Below are 21,320 nucleotides of genomic sequence, written 5' to 3' on the forward strand. Positions count from 1 at the left end.
GTGCCTTGAAGGTCGTGCAAATGGGCCCCGATGGAAAGGCGCTTTTGGGAATTCCCTATGCGTCGTTCACGGCCCAGATCGCCGATGTCGATCTCATTCTGGTGTTCGCCGATGGTAGCCGGGTCGTCATTCCCGGCATGGCCCTGGCGACCTTCTCCGGGCAAACGCCGACCTTGGTCTTCAACGATAAGACGATCACGTCCGCGCAGGTCATCAATACCGTCGGCGAGATCAACGATAAGAGCGCGCTGATCAACGTCAGCCTCTCGTCGGATCAGGCCGATGAGAAGGCCGCAAAGCCGCACAAGGAACCGTCCGCCACCAAAGAGGATCAGGCGCAGTCTCAGGCTCAGTCCCAGATCCAGCCGCAGGATGCCACCCAGATCCAGCAGGCCGAAGTCCAGAAGCAGCAGCAACAACACAAGTCGGACGAGGATCGCCAACGGCTGACGCAGAAGATCAGCGATACCAACGCGTCTTCCTCGCCCCCACCCAGCAGCGGCAACCCGGCTGGTACCTCACAATCCAAAGACACGGTCGACAAGGGAACGGGCATAGGGCTGGGCAAGCTCGTGCCGACGCTGACCTTCACCCTGTACAATCAGGAGGGCGTCAAGACGACGTCGGAGAGCGGGGCGAACCACATCACCGGATCGACGGGCGCGGCCAGTTCGTCCACCGACAAATCCTATGGAGCGCAATCGGCGCGGGAGACGATTTCGGGAACCGGCAGCGACGACGTGATCGTCGTGGACAGTGCGGCGCAGGCGCCGTCCGGCGCCAGCTCGCGCACCCTGCATGTCGAGGCGATGGTGCCGGCGGGCAGTCTCGCCCTGCAGCAGGTGCTCGTCCCCACCCTGCCGGACGGCTATTCGGTCCAAAACGCGACCAAGACCGACAAGGGCTGGGTCATCTCGATCGACCAGGGCAATATCAAGGTCGTCACCTCGGGCGTCGACGCGACGGGCGCGACCGTGACCTATCCGTCGACGGAAACGCACTTCACCTTCGACGTTCAGCTGACCTACGTTCTGCCGAAACTCGGTACGCCGGTGGCATCCAGCGGATTCCAGAACGAATTCTTTCTGCCGATCGCGCTGGGCCTGTCCACGGGGGGAGCCGATTACACCTATTCCGTCGACGTTTCGACGCACTTCGGCATCCACATGGTGTCCGGCGAAGCCGACATGAAGGCGGTCGATCCAGTCACGGGCGCGCCGATCTATGTGCTGTTTTCGAACCCGCCGGGCAATATCGTCAACGCGGGCGACGGCAACGACCTGATCGTCGCGGGCGCGGGCGCGGACCAGATCGATGGCAATGGCGGCACCGACACGGTCAGCTACACCATGTCGAACGCCGCGGTGACGGTCGACCTGAAGGCGGGGACCGGCAAGGGCGGCTATGCCGAGGGCGACAGCTACACGTCGGTAGAGAATGTCATCGGCACCGCGTTCGACGACACGCTGACCGGCAGCGACGCCGACAACGTGCTGAAGGGCGGCGAGGGCGCGGACAAGATTGATGGCGGCGGCGGTTTCGACACCGTGTCCTATGCCGATGCCTTCGCCAACGAGAAGACCCCGCCCGCCGATAAGACCAAGGGGTTGGAAATCCACCTTGACGGCACCGCCAGCCATGGCGGCGATGCCGAGGGTGACATAATCGTCAACGTCGAGCATGTCATCGGCTCGGATCGCAACGACGCCCTCTATGGCGCGGCGGCCAACGACACGCTGGAGGGCGGCAAGGGCGATGACCTGCTGGTCGGTGGCGGCGGTGCCGACACGCTGACCGGCGGTGATGGTATCGATACCGCGAGCTACGCCACCGCGAGCGCGGGCGTGACGGCCTATCTGGACGGCACGCCGGGCAGGGGCGGCGACGCGGAAGGCGACAAGCTGTCGGGAATCGAGAACCTGGTCGGGTCCGCGTTCGACGACAATCTGTACGGCGATGCGGGCGACAATGTGCTGACCGGCGGGGCCGGGGCGGACCATGTCGACGGCGGCGCTGGCATCGACACCGTCAGCTTTGCCGATAGCAAGGTCGGCGTCAGCGTCTATCTCGACGGGCGGGTCAGCCATGGCGGCGATGCCGAGGGCGATACCTATGCCAATATCGAAATCCTGGTCGGCTCGGACCTGAACGATCGCCTGGTCGGCGATGCCGCCGACGATATTCTGAGCGGCGGCAAGGGCGACGACATTCTGGAAGGCGGGGCCGGGGCCGATACGCTGAAGGGCGGCGACGGTTTCGACATCGCCAGTTACGCTGGTGCGGCGTCTGGCGTGCAGGCATCGCTCAACGGATCGCCGATGACGGGCGATGCGGTGGGCGACACGTTCGTCTCGATCGAGGGACTTGAAGGCTCTGCCTTCGATGACGTGCTGACCGGTGACGACACGGCCAACACGCTGATCGGCGGCGCGGGCAACGACAATCTCGTTGGTGCGGGCGGTGCGGATGTGCTGGACGGCGGCGACGGGGTGGATACCGCCGACTATAGCGGCTCGCGGGCGGGCGTGACGGCCTATCTCGACGGAACGGCCGGTGTTGGCGGCGACGCCGACGGCGACAGGTTGCGCAACGTCGAGAATGTCACGGGTTCCGTCTTCAACGACGTTCTGACCGGCGACGCGGGCGCGAACCGCCTGAGCGGCGGGGCCGGTGACGACGTGCTGGTGGGCAGCGCGGGCGCCGATACGCTCGACGGCGGGGCGGGCCATGACATCGCCGACTATGCGAACAGCGCGGCGGGCGTGCAGGTCGCGCTCGACGGGTCCGTGTCCCATGGCGGCGATGCCGATGGGGATATGCTGACCGGCATCGAGGAAGTGCATGGTTCCGCATTCGACGATGTGCTGAAGGGCAGCGCCGGAGACGACGTGCTGGTCGGCGGTACGGGCGACGACATGCTGGTCGGCGGCCTGGGGGCCGACGTGCTGGACGGCGGCGACGGGTTCGACACCGCCGATTATTCGGACGCCTCGGCCGGCGTGAACGTCTATCTGGACGGCCGTGCCTCCACCGGCGAAGCGATGGGCGACCGGCTGATCAACATCGAGCGTGTGTTGGGCGGTCGATATGACGATCTGCTGGTCGGTAACGCGGGGGCGAACGACCTGGCGGGCGGTGATGGCGACGACGTCTTGGTGGGCGGCGCGGGCGCCGACACGCTGGAAGGCGGGGCGGGCGAGGATATCGCCGATTATTCCGCCTCCAGCGCCGGGGTGACGGTCGACCTGTCGACGGGGCAGGGGCATGGCGGGGACGCCGAGGGCGATCGCCTGAGCGGGATCGAGGACATCATCGGTTCCGCGTTCGACGACGTCCTGATCGGCGACGACCAGAACAACCGGTTCGTCGGCGGCACGGGCGCCGACCAGATGGTCGGCGGCGGCGGCATCGACACGGCGGATTTTTCCGGCTCGACGGCGGGCGTGTCCGTCTCGCTGGACGGCAGCGTCGGGCAGGGCGGCAGTGCGCAGGGCGACACATTGTCGGGCATCGAGAATCTGATCGGGTCCGACCTGGACGATCGCCTGGGCGGCGACGGCGGTGCCAACACGCTGACCGGCGGCAAGGGCGACGACGTGCTGACCGGGCGTGGCGGGGCCGACCAGCTGATCGGCGGCGCGGGCTTTGACACGGCGGATTATTCGGACTCGACGAGCGCGGTCGACATCGGGCTGGACGGTGGCGCCAACCATGGGCGGCGACGCCGAGGGTGACGCCTATGACAGCATCGAGGCACTGGTCGGTTCGGCATGGAATGATCGCCTGCGCGGTTCGGACCGCGCGGACGAGCTGCACGGTGGTGGCGGCGACGATATGCTGACGGGCTCGCTGGGCGCGGACATGATGGATGGCGGTGCCGGGTTCGATACCGCGGACTATCATGCGTCCTCCGCCGCGATTACCGTCGACCTGCAAGCGGGGACGGGCGCAGGCGGACTGGCGGGCGGCGATACGCTGATTTCGATCGAGCATGTCGTCGGCACCGACTTTAACGATATGGTGAAGGGCAGCGCCGCAGACGAGACGCTGGAGGGCGGTGCGGGAGACGATATGCTGTCCGGCGGCGGGGGTGCCGACACGCTGGACGGCGGCGCGGGCTTCGATACCGCCAGCTATGCCGATTCGAGCGCGGGCATCACGATGGCCATGGACGGCTCGGTCGGCAGCGGCGGTGACGCGCAGGGCGACCGGCTCGTCTCGATCGAACATGTCATCGGCTCCTCTTTCGACGATCGCATCACCGGCACGGCCGGGGCCGATACGATCGACGGCGGGGCGGGGGCCGACGAGCTGATCGGCAACGACGGCGACGATATCCTGTTGGGTGGCAGCGGCGACGACCGTCTGATGGGCGGCGCTGGCGCGGACACGCTGACCGGCGGCGAGGGCGACGACGATCTGGTCGGTGGCGAGGGCGCCGACGTGCTGACCGGCGGCAGCGGCAGCGACACTGCGGACTATGCCACGTCTGCGGCGGCGGTTCGGGTGAACCTGGCGACGGGCCTCGCCCATGGCGGCGACGCCGAAGGCGACACGCTGTCGGGGATCGAGAACCTGACCGGATCGGCGGGCAATGACGTGTTGACCGGCGATGGCGGCGCCAATGTCCTGACCGGCGGGGCGGGGGACGACCTGCTGACTGGCGGGGCGGGCTCGGACACGCTGGTGGGTGGCGACGGCATCGACACGGCCGATTATGCCGCCTCGTCCGCTGGCGTTGCGGTCGACCTGACGACCGGCTTCGCGCAATATGGCGATGCCGAGGGCGACCGACTGAGCGGGATCGAGAATGTCATCGGCACCGCCTTCGCCGATCGGCTCCGCGCGGCAGCGTCGGGCAGCAGCCTGACCGGCAGGGCCGGCAACGACGTGCTGATCGCGGGCGCGGGTGCCGATCGGCTGGATGGCGGCGCCGGTATCGATACCGCGAGCTTCGCCAATTCCGCGGCGGGCGTGACCGTCGACCTGAAGGCGGGCCGCGCGGATGGCGGCGATGCGACCGGCGATACGCTGACCAGCATCGAAAGCCTGATCGGATCGGCCCATGACGACGTGCTGACCGGCGGGGACGGCGGCGCGGTCATCGACGGCGGCGCGGGCGACGACGTCGTCACCGGCGGTGCGGGCGCGGACACCCTGATCGGCGGTTCGGGCGACGACTTTCTGGTGGGGGGCGCCGGGGCGGATAGCCTGCAGGGCGGCGCGGGCTTCGACACTGCGGACTATCGCGCATCGGGTGCGGGGGTGACGGTCGATCTGTCGGCGGGCACCGGCCGGGGCGGCGATGCCGAGAGCGACCGGCTGAGCGGCATCGAAGCCGTCCTGGGCAGCGCCTATGGCGATGTGCTGACCGGCAATGCCGGGGCCAATATGCTGGTTGGTGGCGCCGGCGACGACGTGCTGATCGGCGGCGCGGGGGCGGACGATCTGCAGGGCGGTGCGGGCATCGACGCCGCCGACTATAGCGCGTCGAGCGCGGCGGTGACGATCAACCTGACGACCGGCGTCAACAGCGGCGGCGATGCGCAGGGCGACGTGCTGGACAGCATCGAGCGCATCGTCGGGTCGACGTTCAACGACACGCTGACCGGATCGGACGCGGCCGACACGTTGCAGGGCGGCGCGGGCGACGACGTGCTGACCGGCGCCGCAGGCGCGGACGTGCTGGACGGCGGCGATGGCCGCGACACCGCCAGCTATGCGCAATCGGCCGATGGCGTGCGCGTCGACCTTGGCACCGGTGTCGGCCATGGCGGCGATGCCGAGGGCGACGTCCTGATCTCGATCGAGAATCTGACCGGGTCCGACAATGATGACGTGCTGATCGGCGATGCCGCGGCGAACACGCTGTCGGGCGGAGCGGGTAGCGATCGGCTCGATGGCGGAGCGGGCAATGACGTGCTGCGCGGCGGTTCGGGCGACGACGTGCTGGTCGGTGGCGCCGGTGCGGACGCGCTGCAGGGCGGTGACGGGGTCGACACCGCGGATTATTCGGCCTCCGGAGCGGGCGTGTCGGTCGATTTGTCGTCCGGTACGGCGTTGGGTGGCGATGCCGAGGGCGACACGCTGTCGGGCATCGAAGCCGTGGTGGGCAGCGCCCATGACGATGTGCTGGTCGGCGCGTCAGGCATCAACAGGCTGTCGGGTGGAGCGGGTAACGACGTCATTCGCGGCGGCGCAGGAGCGGACGTGCTCGACGGCGGCGTCGGCAACGATACGCTCGATTATACCACTTCCGCACAGGGGGTGACCGTCAACCTGGCCACCGGCGCGACAGCGGGCGGGGATGCGCAGGGCGATCAGATCAGCGGGTTCGAGAACGTCACCGGCGGCAGCGGCAACGACGTGCTGTCGGGCTCCAGCGGCGCGAACGTGCTGCGCGGCGGAATGGGCGACGACGTGCTGGCGGGCTTGGGCGGCGCGGACGTGCTGGATGGCGGCGACGGCAGCGACACGGTGGATTATTCCGCCTCGTCCGCTGGCGTGACGCTCGACCTTGCGGCGGGAACGGCAAGCGGCGGCGATGCGACGGGCGACGTGCTGGTGTCGATCGAGGATGCGATCGGCTCTGCGCATGACGACGTGATCCGCACGGCGGCAGCGGGGTCGGTGATCGTCGCGGGTGCCGGTAACGACGTGATCTATGCCGGGGCCGGTGCGGATACCATCGACGGCGGTGCGGGGAGCGATCGCATCGATTATTCCGCTTCCAGTGCGGGGGTCAGCGTCAGTCTGGCGACCGGCACGGGTACAGGTGGCGACGCGGCGGGGGATCGCATCTCCGGCGTCGAGGATGTCACCGGTTCGGCCTTTGCCGATCGGCTGACCGGTGATGCGGGCATCAACCATCTGGTCGGCGGCGCGGGCGACGATGTGCTGGTCGGCGGCGCGGGGGCCGACACGCTGGAAGGCGGCGTGGGCTTCGACACGATCGACTACAGCGCGTCGACGCAGGGCGTGACGCTGGATCTTGCGAGCGGTACGGGCCAGGGCGGCGATGCGGAGGGCGACAGCTTCTCGGGCATTGAGGCCGCGATCGGCAGCAACCAGGGCGATGTCTTCGTCGGCGACGCCAATGCGCATGTCCTGTCGGGACAGGGCGGCGACGACCGGCTGGAGGCGGGCGCGGGGGCGGAGAGCTTCGACGGCGGTTCGGGTACCGACACGGTCGACTATTCGCGCTCCACTGCGGCGGTGACGGTGGACCTTGCCGCGGGGACGGCGAGCGGGGGCTATGCCACCGGAGACGTGCTGCGCAGCGTCGAGGCGGTGGTCGGCAGCGGGTTCGACGACGTGCTGAGCGGTACGGCCGGGGCCAATACGCTGCTGGGCGGGGCCGGCAACGACGTCATCCGCGGCGGGGCCGGGGCGGACCAGCTCGATGGCGGCGACGGGATCGACACGCTCGATTATGCGACGTCGCAGAGCGGCGTGACGATCAATTTGACGACCAACACGGCGAGCGGCGGTGACGCGAGCGGCGACCAGATCGCGAATTTCGAGAATGTCACCGGCTCGACAATGGCTGATACGCTGACCGGCACCAGCGGTGCGAACACCCTTACGGGCGGTGCTGGCGACGACGTGCTGGCGGGTCTGGGCGGTGCCGACGTGCTGGACGGTGGCAACGGATTCGATACGGCGGACTATAGCGCCTCGGGCGCCAGCGTGACCGTGGACCTGTCGACCGGCACCGGGGCCGGTGGCGATGCGGCGGGCGATCGCCTGATCTCGATCGAAAAGGTCATTGGTTCCACCTTCAACGACCGGCTGGTCGGCGCCGCCGGTGCCGAGACGCTGCTGGGCGGCGCGGGCGACGATATCCTGGTCGGCAGCGACGGGGCGGACACGCTGTCGGGTGGCGACGGCAACGACACCGTCGATTATTCCGGCTCCGCCGCTGGCATCGTCGTCGGACTGGACGGATCGGTCGGGCATGGCGGTTACGCCGAAGGCGACGTGCTGCGCGATGTCGAGAATGTGATCGGCACCGCGCAGGCGGACACGATCACCGGCAATGGCGCCGCCAACACGCTGACCGGCGGTGCGGGCAACGACATGCTGGACGGCGGCGCGGGCAATGACGTGCTGGACGGCGGCATCGGCAACGACGTGCTGCGGGGCGGTGTCGGCGCGGATGTGTTGCGCGGCGGCGACGGCTTCGACACGATCGATTATGCGACCTCGGGCGCCGGGGTGACGATCGACCTGCAAACCGGCACCGCCAGCGGCGGCGACGCGACCGGGGACAGCTTCTCCAGCATCGAACGGGTCGTCGGCTCGGCCTATGACGACAGCCTGTCGGCGGCGGCAACGGGATCGACGCTGGACGGCAATGCCGGCGCGGACGTGCTCAGAGGCGATGTGGGCACCGACGTGCTGCGCGGCGGCGAGGGCGACGACCTGCTGGTCGGCAGCGGCGGCGCGGACGCCATGGACGGCGGCAGCGGCGTCGATACGGCGGACTATTCCGCCTCCACGGGGGCGGTGACGGTCGATCTGGCCGCAGGTACCGGCCGGGGGGGCGATGCCGATGGCGACACGCTGACCTCGATCGAGCGGGTCATCGGTTCGGCGGGCGACGACGTGCTGATGGGCGACGGCAATGCCAACACGCTGATCGGTGGCGCGGGCGACGATCTGCTCGCCGGTGGAGCCGGCGCCGACTTGCTGGACGGCGGGTCCGGGAGCGATACGGCGAATTACGCCGGGTCGGCGGCGGCGGTGACCGTCGATCTGACCAGCGGCACGGGCATCGGCGGTGATGCGCAGGGCGACACCTTGGTCCGCATTGAGAATCTGGTCGGCTCGTCGATGGCCGATACGTTGACCGGCGATGCGGGGGCGAACCGGCTGACCGGCGGTGCTGGCAACGACGTGCTGGCGGGCCTGGGCGGCGCGGACGTGCTGGACGGCGGTGGCGGCAACGACACGGCGGACTATAGCGCATCGGGTGCGGGCGTGACGGTCGATCTGCTTGCCGGGACGGCGCAGGGCGGCGACGCGCAGGGCGATGCGCTGGTCTCGATCGAGAATGCGATCGGCTCGGCCTATGCCGACGTGCTGACCGCGGCGGCGGCGGGCGGTCGGCTGACCGGCGGCGCGGGCGACGACCGGCTGGTGTCGGGCGCGGGCAGCGATACGCTGGACGGCGGCAGCGGCACGGACATCGCCGATTACGCCCGCTCGAGCGCGGGGGTGACGGTCAATCTGGCGACGGGCACCAATAGCGGCGGCGATGCGCAGGGCGACACGCTGGTATCGATCGAGCAGGTCGTCGGCTCCGATTTCGCCGACATTCTGACCGGCGACAGCGGTGCCAACATGCTCGTTGGCGGCGCGGGCGATGACATGCTGGAAGGCGGCGTGGGCGGGGACGTACTGGACGGCGGCGCGGGCAACGATACTGCGAGCTATGCCAATGCGACGGCGGGCGTGGCGGTCAGCCTTGCTTCGGGTCAGGGCAGCGCGGGCGAGGCCACCGGCGACGTGCTGGTCGATATCGAGAACCTGACCGGATCGCGCTACGCCGACACGCTGACCGGCGACGCGGGTGCCAACGTGCTGATGGGTGGTGCCGGCGACGACGTGCTGGCCGGCCTGGGCGGTGCGGACGTGCTGGATGGCGGCACCGGCAGCAATACGGCGGACTATTCGGCGTCCATGGCGGGTGTTCAGGTCAACCTGTCGACTGCGACGATCACCGCCAACCAGCTGACGGGCGGTGCGATCACGGCCGGTTCGGGGCAGGGCGGCGATGCGCAGGGCGACACGCTGCGCAATATCCGGAACGTCATCGGCACCGCGTTCAGCGACTATCTGATCGCAGGGGCGTCGGGTGGCCGTCTGTCCGCTGGCGGTGGGAATGACGTTCTGTTGGCGGCCGTCGGCGCGGACGTGCTGGACGGCGGTGACGGCAGCGACACCGCGAATTATTCGCTCTCCACGGCAGGGGTGGTGATCGATCTCTCGCTCGGCACCGCCAGCGGCGGCTATGCGGCGGGCGACACGCTGATCGCGATCGAGGCTCTGTACGGCTCGAATTTCGCAGACACGCTGACGGGCACATCGGGCAGCAACGATATCCGTGGCGCCGCTGGCGACGACGTGATCGAGGGGCTCGGTGGCGGCGATATGCTCGACGGCGGCGCGGGGATCGACACGGTGTCCTATGCCCGGTCGGGCGTCGGTGTCACCGTCGATATGGGCCTGGCCACCGCGCAGGTGTCCGCAGGCGATGCGTCGGGCGATATCCTCAGCGGGTTCGAGAAGGTGCTGGGCTCGGCCTATGCCGACCGGCTGACGGCGGCGGCGACGGGCAGCACGCTGATGGGCGGCGCGGGCAACGACACGCTGGTCGCAGGCGCCGGGGCTGACACGATCGACGGCGGCGCCGACAACGATACCATCGACTATTCCGGCTCGACGGCGGGCATAACGGTCGATCTGGCGACCCAGACGGCATCGGGCGGCGATGCGCAGGGCGACGTCATCACCAATGTCGAGAACGTCATCGGCACGGCCTATGCCGATACGCTGACCGGCGATGGCGGCGGCAACATCCTGCGCGGCGGCGCGGGCGACGACGTGCTGGCGGGTCTGGGCGGTGCGGACGTGCTGGACGGCGGCGACGGCACCGACATGGCGGATTACAGCGCCTCGGCCAATGGCGTCACCATCAACCTGACGGCTGGCACGGGGTCGGGCGGCGACGCCGATGGCGATACGCTGATCGCGATTGAGAACGTCACCGGCGGCAGCGGCAACGACGTGCTGACCGGTACGGCGGGCGTCAACCTGCTCAAGGGCGGCGGCGGAGACGATGTGCTGGCGGGCCTGGGCGGCGCGGACGTGCTGGATGGTGGCGCGGGCAGCAACACCGCCGACTATAGCGCCTCGGGTGCGGCGGTCTATGTCACGCTGGGTAATCTTCAGATCGCGACCCCGTTGGGGATGGTCACCAGTGCGGTGGGGCGTGGCGGCGATGCCGAGGGCGACACGCTGGCCAACATTCAGAACCTGATCGGATCGGCCTATAACGACATTCTCGCCGCGTCCGCAGGCGGAGGCAAGTTGCAGGGCGGCGGCGGCGGCGACAATCTGGTCGCCAATGTTGGTGCCGATCAGATCGACGGTGGCGCCGGCTTCGATTTCGTCAACTATGCATACAGCAACGGCGGCGTGACCGTGAACCTCACCACAGGTGTCGGGTCGGGCGGCTATGCGCAGGGCGATACCTATACCGGGCTCGAAGGCATCTACGCCTCCGGTAACGCCGACACATTGACCGGCACCGGCGGCGTCAACATCATTAAGGGCTTTGCCGGCAACGATATCATCGAGGGGCTGGGCGGCGCGGACACGCTCGATGGCGGGGACGGCATCGACACCGTGTCCTACGCCAATTCGGCGCAAGGCGTCACGGTCAACCTGAACCTGACCACGGCGCAGCTGTCGGGCGGGGACGCATCGGGCGATATCCTGAGCAATTTCGAGAATATCCTCGGTTCGGCGCAGGCGGACATCCTGACCGGCAATGCGGGTGCGAACACGCTGACCGGTGGCGCGGGCGACGACGTTCTGGAGGGCGGCGCAGACGCGGATACGCTGGACGGCGGCACGGGCAGCGACACGGCGAGCTATGCCGGGTCCGGCGCGGGCGTGACCGTCGATCTGAGGGTGGCGACGGCGCAAAGCTCCACGGGGGATGCGTCCGGCGACGTGCTGACCGGGATCGAGAACCTGACCGGCTCGGCGCTTGACGACATGCTGACCGGCAATAGTGGCAACAACGTCCTGCGCGGCGGTGCGGGGAACGACACGCTCGTGGGGCTGGGGGGAGACGACACGATCGACGGCGGCGACGGGACCGATACCATTACCTATGTCGCCTCGCTGACGGGTGTCACCGTCAACCTGACCACCAACGTCAATCTGGGCGGCGACGCGCAGGACGACCTGATCCAGAATGTCGAGAATGTCACCGGCTCCGCCTTTGACGACACGCTGACCGGCGACGCCAACGCCAACGCCCTGCTGGGTGGCGACGGTAACGACGTGCTGGCGGGCCTGGGCGGCGCCGATACGCTGGACGGCGGCGCGGGCAGCAACACGGCCGATTATTCCGCATCGGGTGCGGCGGTTTCGGTTAATCTGAGCCTGGTCAACGGCACCTATGCCAATGCCGGTCAGGGTGTCGGTGGCGATGCGCAGGGCGACACGCTGGTCAATATCCAGAACGTCATTGGTTCGGCGTTCAACGATTATCTCTACGCTACTGATTCGGGCGGCATGCTGACGGGCGGCGCGGGCGACGACGTCATGGTCGCAGGCGCGGGGAATGACGTCTTCGATGGCGGTGCGGGCAATGATCTGGTTAATTATATGCGGTCAAATGCGGCCGTTACGATCAACCTGACCACCAGAAGCGCATCCGGCGGCTATGCCACTGGCGACACGTTGACCGGTATCGAAAGCCTGCTCGGATCGACGTTCAACGACACGCTGACCGGCGATGCGAATAACAACAGGATCAGCGGCGACGCAGGCAACGACGTGATCGACGGCGGCGCGGGCGACGACATCCTCGACGGTGGCACTGGCACCGACACGCTGAGCTATGCCAGCGCGACCAGCGCCGTCCGGGTGACCGCGAACTATTGGGTGTGGGTAAATGGCGTCGGGCAGGCCGCGTCATACAACACCGTCGGCGCCGGCGCAGACATCACGAGCAGCTTCGAAATCCTGGTCGGTTCCGCATACAGCGACATTCTGAAGGGGACTCGGGAACTCTATGGGTTCCAGGCTGGCGCGGGCAACGACCTGATCTATGCGAACAACAACCAGAATACGAATCTGGATGGAGGCGCGGGGATCGACACCCTGAGCTATATCGAAACGAGTAACTGGGGCGGCGTCTCGGTCGACCTGTCCACCAACGGCAATAGCGCGACCAGGGCATGGGGCGGATGGGCCAATAACGATGTGATCGCGAATGTCGAAAACCTGATCGGGTCCAACTTCACCGACTATCTGGCGGGTGATGGCGGGGTGAATGCGCTGGACGGAGCGTCGGGCAACGACACGCTGGTCGGCGGCGGCGGCAACGACGTGCTGTTCGGCGGCGACGGGGACGACATCCTGATCGGCGGCACCGGAGCGGACGCCCTCATTGGTGGCAGGGGCACCGATACCGCGAGTTGGGCAGGGTCCAGCTCCGGCGTGAACGCGAGCCTCGCGACGGGCGTCGCGTCTGGCGGCGATGCGGGCACGCCCGGCGCGGCAACGCCCTATGCCAATGCCAGCCTGATCGCCGGCTGGAGCTTTTCGGAAGGATCGGGCAATACCGCCACCGCGATTGGCGGGACGCAGAGCATCGTGCTGAGCAACGCCAACTGGGTCGCCGACGATCATGGCGGCAAGGCGGTCGATTTCGCGGGGAACGGCAACAGCAATGCAAGGGTCGGCGCGCTGACCTTCGGTGATAGCTTCACGATCGCTACCAAGGTCAATTTCGATCAGCCTGCTGGCTCGAACGAGGGAATATTCCGCTTCGGGATCAGCAACTCCACCAATTCCGCCGGCCAGATCTTTCTCAGCCGCACCACGTCGGGGGGGCTGTACTATGAAATTCGTGACGGTGTGACGGGCGCCATCTACGGGGCGCAGACGGGCGGCGGTCTTACCGCCGCAGGCAATTGGTACGACGTGGCTGTCACCTATCAGGCGGGCCGCTTGACGATCTACCTGAACGGGGATGTGGTCGCCAGCGCAGATACCGGGGCCAAGCTGACGAACACCACCTACAATGACAACTATATCGGTCGGGATTATTCGAGCGCTCGCCCGCTCGATGGGAAGATGGACGATTTCGCCGTCTTCAACTCCGCACTGACCCAGGCGGAAATCCAGCAACTCGCGATGCAGACCAAGGGGCTGGAAGGTTCCGGCCTGGTGACCGACACGCTGTCGGGGATCGAGAACCTGACCGGCACCGATTATGCCGACACGCTGACCGGCGATGTCGGTAACAACGCGCTGGACGGCGGCCTGGGCAACGATACGCTTTCCGGCGGTGCGGGGGACGATGTCCTGATCGGTGGCATCGGCGCGGACCGGCTGGACGGCGGGGCGGGCTCCGACACCGCGTCCTATGCCGGGTCGACGGCGCCGGTCACTGTGAACCTCGCCACGGGCGCTGTCCTGGGCGGGGATGCGCAGGGCGATACGCTGATCAACATCGAGAATGTCACCGGGTCGGTCGGCAATGATACGCTGACCGGTGACGGCAACGCCAATGTCCTCACGGGTGGGCTGGGCAATGACACGATCGCCGGCGGCGATGGATACGACACCATCTATGGCGACGGGGCGACCTCTGCCGACCTACGGAACCTGATCACCTTTGGGAACCCGGCCAATCTGTTGGTGAATGGGGGTTTCGAAGCCTATACGGGCGCGGCGCGCAATTCCGCTACGTCCTTTACGGCTACCGCTGCGACGGGCTGGACCAGTCCGATCGGAAGGATCGACATATTCAGCAACTATACCAATTCCGATGGAACGCCGCAGAACCAGGCGATGCGCCTTCAGTCAGGTCAAGTCGCTGACGTTTGGCAGAACGTCACGACGACCGCCGGTGAAACCTACATCCTGAAGTTCGATCTGGGAAACTGGAACGGAGGCTCCGCCGGATCGATCAATGTGCTGTTCAACGGCACGGTCATCGATACGATCAATTCCATCGTGGCCGCCAATGGCTGGCAGAGCTTCGCCTATCTCGTCACCGGTACGGGGGGCAGCGACAAGATCGAATTTACCACCAATGGTAACGGCCTGCTGGTGGACAAGGTCGTTTTCGCGAACGCTGGCGGCAACGACACGCTATCGGGCGGCGGCGGCGGCGACGTCATCGATGGTGGGTTCGGCAACGACCGGATCGATGGCGGCGATGGAGACGACTCCATCATCGGCGGCACCGGCAACGACCGGATCGATGGCGGCGATGGGGACGACTCCATCATCGGCGGCACCGGCAATGACATGATCGACGGTGGTGCGGGCGACGATCGCCTGTATGGAGACTCGCTGCCACTGACATCGCTTGCGCCGGTCGAGACGTTCGAAGGCGGTCTCAATGGCTGGACCGGCGCGACGGTCACTGCCGCCGTGGATGGTAGCGGCAATTATCTGGGGCCGCTGGGCGGATCGGGTAACAATGCGATCGTTACCGAACAGATTTCGAAGACCTTCGCGATCAATAGCGGCGGTGCTCAGCAGGTAACGCTGACCTTCGACGCGCTTCGGATCGACTCGCTTGACGGAGGTGACAATCTCTCGGTCTATGTCAACGGCAAGGTCGTCGCGACGATCACGTCGACAGCCACGGTCTTGCCCAATGCGGGGGTGACCGCGACGTTGAGCAGTGGCGCGACCACGCGGATTTATTCCGCCGGCTGGGGCGGTGACACAGCCAACGATACGATCTACCAATTGACGGTGAGTGCGCCGATCGCGGCGGGGGATACATCCGTTCGCATCGGTTTCGGCAGCAACGCCAATTCCCCCATTAGCGATGAAAGCTGGGGCTTCGACAACATCCTCGTTCAGGTCGGGGGGGCGGGGGCCACCAACGCCGTCGGCGGCGACGATGTCATCCGGGGCGGTGCGGGTGACGACGTGATCGATGGCGGCGGCGGCACCGATACGGCGGTCTATTCGGGCAATCGTTCCGCTTATACGGTCACCTATTCGAGCTCGACGCAGACCTATACGATCAATGGGCCGGACGGAAACGACACCGTCACCAATGTCGAAAGGTTCCGATTCGACGACGGCACGCTAAGCGCGGCGCGGTTGATTGCAGGCATGACGATCACGCCGACCGGCACCATCGCCGAGAACAGCGCCGCCGGCACCGTCGCCGCGACGCTGGCGATGGCGGACGGCAACAGCGCGACCTATGCGATCACCGGGGGTCCCGATGCGGCGTCCTTCACGGTGTCGGGCAACACCATCGTCCTCGCCAACGGGGCGTCGCTGGATTACGAAGCAGGGGCGACCCGCAGCGTCCAGGTGACCGCGACCGATGCGGACGGATCGACCCATATCCAGACGGTGACCATCGCCGTCACCAACGTCAACGAACCGCCCGTCATCACCTCGCCAGCGACCCTCTCGATGGCGGAGAACGGAACGGTAGTGGGAACGCTGACCGCCAGCGATCCCGATGCGGGCACGACGCTGAACTGGGCGATCGCGGGCGGCGCCGATGCCAATCTTTTCACGATCAATCCCACCACGGGGGCGTTGACCTTCCGCACCGCGCCCGATTTCGAGGTCCCGCAGGATGCGGGCGGCGACAATGTCTATAACCTGACGGTGTCGGCGAGCGACGGCACCAACGTCACGACGCAGAACCTGGCCGTGACCCTCACCAACGTCAACGAGGCCCCGTCGCTGACGCTGAGCGGCGTCGGCACGGTGATGGAGAACCAGGTTGCGGCGACGGTGGCGACGTTCGTGGCCAGCGATCCCGATGCCGGGGATACGCTGACCTATACGCTGGGCGGTACGGATGCGGCGCTTTTCATGGTGGACGGCAATACCGTACGCCTGAAGGACGGCGTCAGCCTCGACTATGAGCAGGCGGCGACCCGCAGCCTGACGCTGACCGTGACGGACTCGCACGGTCTGTCGCAGACGCGGGCGCTGACCTTCAATGTCGGCGACGTCAACGAAGCGCCGGTGTTCACGACACCGACGACGGTATCGATGGCGGAGAACGGCATGGCGGTGCAGGTGGCGCATGCCAGCGACCCCGATGCGGGCGCGGTCGTCACCTATTTGCTGGGCGGCACCGACGTGGCATTGTTCGCGATCGATGCGCAGACCGGTGCGATCACCTTCCGCACCGCGCCCGACTTTGAGGCACCGCAGGATGCGGGCGGCGACAATGTCTACAATCTGACGGTGTCGGCGAGCGACGGCACCAACGTCACCACGCAGAACCTGGCCGTGACCCTCACCAACGTCAACGAGGCCCCGTCGCTGACGCTGAGCGGCGTCGGCACGGTGATGGAGAACCAGGTCGCGGCGACGGTGGCGACGTTCGTGGCCAGCGATCCCGATGCCGGGGATACGCTGACCTATACGCTGGGCGGTACGGATGCGGCGCTTTTCATGGTGGACGGCAATACCGTACGCCTGAAGGACGGCGTCAGCCTCGACTATGAGCAGGCGGCGACCCGCAGCCTGACGCTGACCGTGACGGACTCGCATGGCCTGTCGCAGACGCGGGCGCTGACCTTCAATGTCGGCGACGTCAACGAAGCGCCGGTGTTCACGACACCGACGACGGTATCGATGGCGGAGAACGGCATGGCGGTGCAGGTGGCGCATGCCAGCGACCCCGATGCGGGCGCGATCGTCACCTATTTGCTGGGCGGCACCGACGCGGCATTGTTCGCGATCGATGCGCAGACCGGCGCGATCACCTTCCGCACCGCGCCCGACTATGAGGCACCGCAGGATGCGGGCAGCGACAATGTCTATAACCTGACGGTCTCGGCGACGGACGGCACCAACGTCACCACGCAGAACCTTGCCGTCACCGTCACCAACGTCAACGAGGCGCCGTCGCTGACGCTGAGCGGCGTCGGCACGGTGATGGAGAACCAGGTCGCGGCGACGGTGGCGACGTTCGTGGCCAGCGATCCCGATGCCGGGGATACGCTGACCTATATGCTGGGCGGTACGGATGCGGCGCTTTTCGTGGTGGACGGCAATACCGTACGTCTGAAGGACGGCGTCAGCCTCGACTATGAGCAGGCGGCGACGCGCAGCCTGACGCTGACCGTGGCGGACTCGCACGGCCTGTCGCAGATGCGGGCGCTGACCTTCAATGTCGGCGACGTCAACGAAGCGCCGGTGTTCACGACACCGACGACGGTCTCAATGGCCGAGAACGGCATGGCGGTGCAGGTGGCGCATGCCAGCGACCCCGATGCGGGCGCGGTCCTCACCTATTCGCTGGGCGGCACCGACGCGGCATTGTTCGCGATCGATGCGCAGACCGGCGCGATTACCTTCCGCACCGCGCCCGACTTTGAGGCACCGCAGGATGCGGGCCGCGACAATGTGTACAACCTGACGGTGTCGGCGAGCGACGGCACCAACGTCGTGACGCAGAACGTGGCGGTGACGATAACCAATGTGAACGAGGCGCCCCAGATCACCTCCACCACGGCTGCTACCGTGGTGGAAGGTACGACGGCGGTCGCCACCGTGGCTGGTACGGACCCGGAAGGACAGACGCTGCGCTATGGCCTGTCCGGCACCGACGAGGCAAGGTTCACGATCGACCCGACGACGGGCGTGTTGCGGTTCATCGCGGCGCCCGATTTCGATCACCCGACGGACCTGGGCGGCAACAACCGCTATGACATCGTCGTTTCGGCCAGTGACGGCACCAATGTCACCACACAGGCGATGACCATCGACGTGGTGCGCGATCAGCGGCCGCCGACGATCACCTCGCCAGCGACGTTCACGATCGCCGAGAATGGGACCAGTGTCGCGACGGCCACCGCGAGCGATCCCAATGCGGGCGATACGATCAACTGGTCGATCGCGAGTGGAGCGGATGCGGCACGCTTTACGATCGACAGCAGCACGGGAGCTTTGCGCTTCGTCGCGGCACCGGATTACGACGCCCCCTCCGATGCGAATCGCGATAATCAGTATCAGGTCGTGTTGCGTGCGACGGACCAGACCGGGCTCTTCAGCGACAAGGCGGTCACCGTGACCGTGACCGATATCAACGAGGCTCCCGCTTTCGTGACGGGCGCAGCGCTCAGCGTGCCGGAAAACAGCACGGCGGTCGGGACGATCCTGGCCGTCGATCCAGAGCGTGGCGCGGTCAGCTATTCGATCGTCAATGGCGGTGATTCTGCCCTGTTCACGATCGACAGCCGGACAGGCGCCTTGTCGCTGGTGTCGCCACAGGACTATGAAACCGTCGGAGCGGTCCATTATCAAGTCACCATCGCGGCGTCCGATGGCACGCTGAATGCGACGCAGACCTTCGATGTGGCGATTACGAACGTCAATGAAGCGCCTGTGCTGACCCCGACCGCGACGGTGACGGTGGCGGAAAACCAGACGGCGGTGACGACGATCGTCGCGCATGATCCCGATGCGGGTGCGCAACTGGTCTACGCCATCGCAGGCGGTGCGGACGCCAATGTCTTCGCCATCGACTCGCGTACCGGCGTGCTCAGCTTCCGCAACGCCCCCGATTACGATGCCGGCCAGCATAGCTACGAGGTGAAGGTGCTCGCCTCCGATGGCTCGCTGGCGACGACGCAGACGCTGACGGTCAACGTCACCGACGTGGACGAAGCGCCTGTAATCACCTCGCCCAACAGCGCGAGCGTGGCGGAGAACGGCACCACGGTCATGACGATCGCGGCGCGCGATCCCGAAGGGCATGCGCTGCAATATTCCATCACGGGCGGGGCGGATCGGTCGCTGTTCTCGATCTCGTCCACCGGCGTTCTATCGTACAAGACCGCGCCGGATTACGAGACCGGCAGCCATCTGGACGAAGTGCAGGTGTCCGTATCGGACGGCACGCTAACCACCAGCCAGATGATCCGCGTTGCCGTCACCGACGTCAACGAGGCTCCGGTCATCACCTCCGGCGATTTCACGATCGACGAGAACCAGCTTGTGGTCGGAACGATCCAGGCGCGTGATCCAGAGGGCGCGTCGTTGATTTACGCGGTGGGCGGCGGCAATGACGGCGCGCTCTTCAATGTGGACTCCGCCACGGGGGCGATCAGTTTCCGTAACGCCCCCGACTTCGAGGCGCCCAGTGACGCTGATGGCAACAACATTTATGACGTCGATGTGCTGGTGTCGGACGGCACGCTGGTGACGATCCAGCATGCCCATGTCACCGTGCGTGACGTGCAAGGTGAGGTGGTCGTCGGCACCAGCGGCGACGATTTTATGAATGGCGGCGTCGGCAACGACAGCCTTTCGGGTTTGGGCGGAAACGATATCCTGATCGGCGGTGTCGGCGCGGACCGGCTCGATGGCGGAGATGGCAGCGACCAAGTAGATTACGGCCAGTCGTCCGCGGGCGTGACGGTCTATCTGGACGGAACACCGGGGGTCGGCGGCGATGCCCAGGGCGACGTGCTCGCGGGGATCGAGAACATAAACGGATCGTTGTACAACGACGTCCTGCTCGGCAGCAGCGGTAGCAACGTCATCGATGCTGGACCCGGAGACGATGTGCTGAACGGTCATGGCGGGGGCGACACGCTGATCGGCGGTACCGGTACCGATACCGTCAGTTACGCCGATGCCACGACCGGCATCGGGATGACGCTCGGCATGGGGCCGGGGCAGGGTGTCGGTACGAGCGGAGCCGCCAATGGCGACACGCTGAACGGTATCGAGCGGGTCATCGGGACGGATTATGACGACCAGTTCGTCCTCAGCCTGTCGGGAGGAATTTCGATCGACGGCGGGGCGGGGAACGACATGGTGACGCTTGCGCCCGGAAGCGGTTCAGTCACGAACACCGATCTCACCTCCGTGCTAAGCCATGTGGAAGAGATATCGTTCACGCAGAACAATGTCAGCGCGAACCTGACCGTGGATGCGGATTTCATTCGTGCCCTGGCTGGTGCAGGCAATAGTTCTCATTTGACGTTGCATACGGACGGGAACGACACCCTGACGATGGGCGGGAACGTGGTTCAGAACGGCAACGAATACACCTTCTATAGCGATAGCAGTCACCTGCATCAGATCGCATCCTTGACACTTGCGGGATAAATCGAATGCCTGTTGCTGCGCCAGCCGTCCGAAGCCTCGGCAATTCGCCGTGACGTTCGTCGTCAGCGGTCGTGTGCCGGGCGTCGACCGGTTCTATGATACGATACGCGGCACCACCGCTGTTCCGACGAAAACTTCGCCCGCCTATTATCCTGTGGTGCGATCCGCAGGACGAGGCGGGCGAGCGCTTCAGGAATCCTTATCCGGGATGCGGATATTCTGGGGCCAGGATCTTAGGTGGGGGGAAGCTGTTCGATCGCTGGAAGCCGAACAATCGGGGCGAGAAGAGCTTTGAAATAGAGGCTAGTATGGAGTTGCGTGGATTGCTGCTCATCCGTGATGGGATAGGCGTTTGTCGCAAGCCATATCCCTCTGACATATGCGGCGAGGAATGGCCGCCGAATGTGCCGTACCCGCTATTTTACACAAGGATGTCGGCCAGCAGGAGC

Annotated in this window: 2 protein-coding genes; both read left to right on the top strand. The window is 66.5% G+C overall.

Features of this window, described 5'->3' with window-relative positions; genetic code table 11:
• Positions 1-44 precede the first annotated feature (44 nt).
• A complete protein-coding gene (locus QE363_RS08190) occupies positions 45-3,734 on the top strand; it encodes a hypothetical protein (RefSeq protein ID WP_309694173.1) in 3,690 nt (1,229 codons plus the stop codon).
• The gene (locus QE363_RS08195; protein WP_309694178.1) at positions 3,700-20,871 is read left to right on the top strand and encodes a cadherin domain-containing protein; all 17,172 of its coding nucleotides are present in this window, start codon (positions 3,700-3,702) and stop codon (positions 20,869-20,871) included. The genes QE363_RS08190 and QE363_RS08195 overlap by 35 nt, the downstream gene beginning before the upstream one ends.
• Positions 20,872-21,320 lie beyond the last annotated feature (449 nt).

Origin of the sequence: Sphingomonas sp. SORGH_AS_0870 (assembly GCF_031453175.1) — a bacterium.
In the GTDB taxonomy this organism is placed as follows: domain Bacteria; phylum Pseudomonadota; class Alphaproteobacteria; order Sphingomonadales; family Sphingomonadaceae; genus Sphingomonas.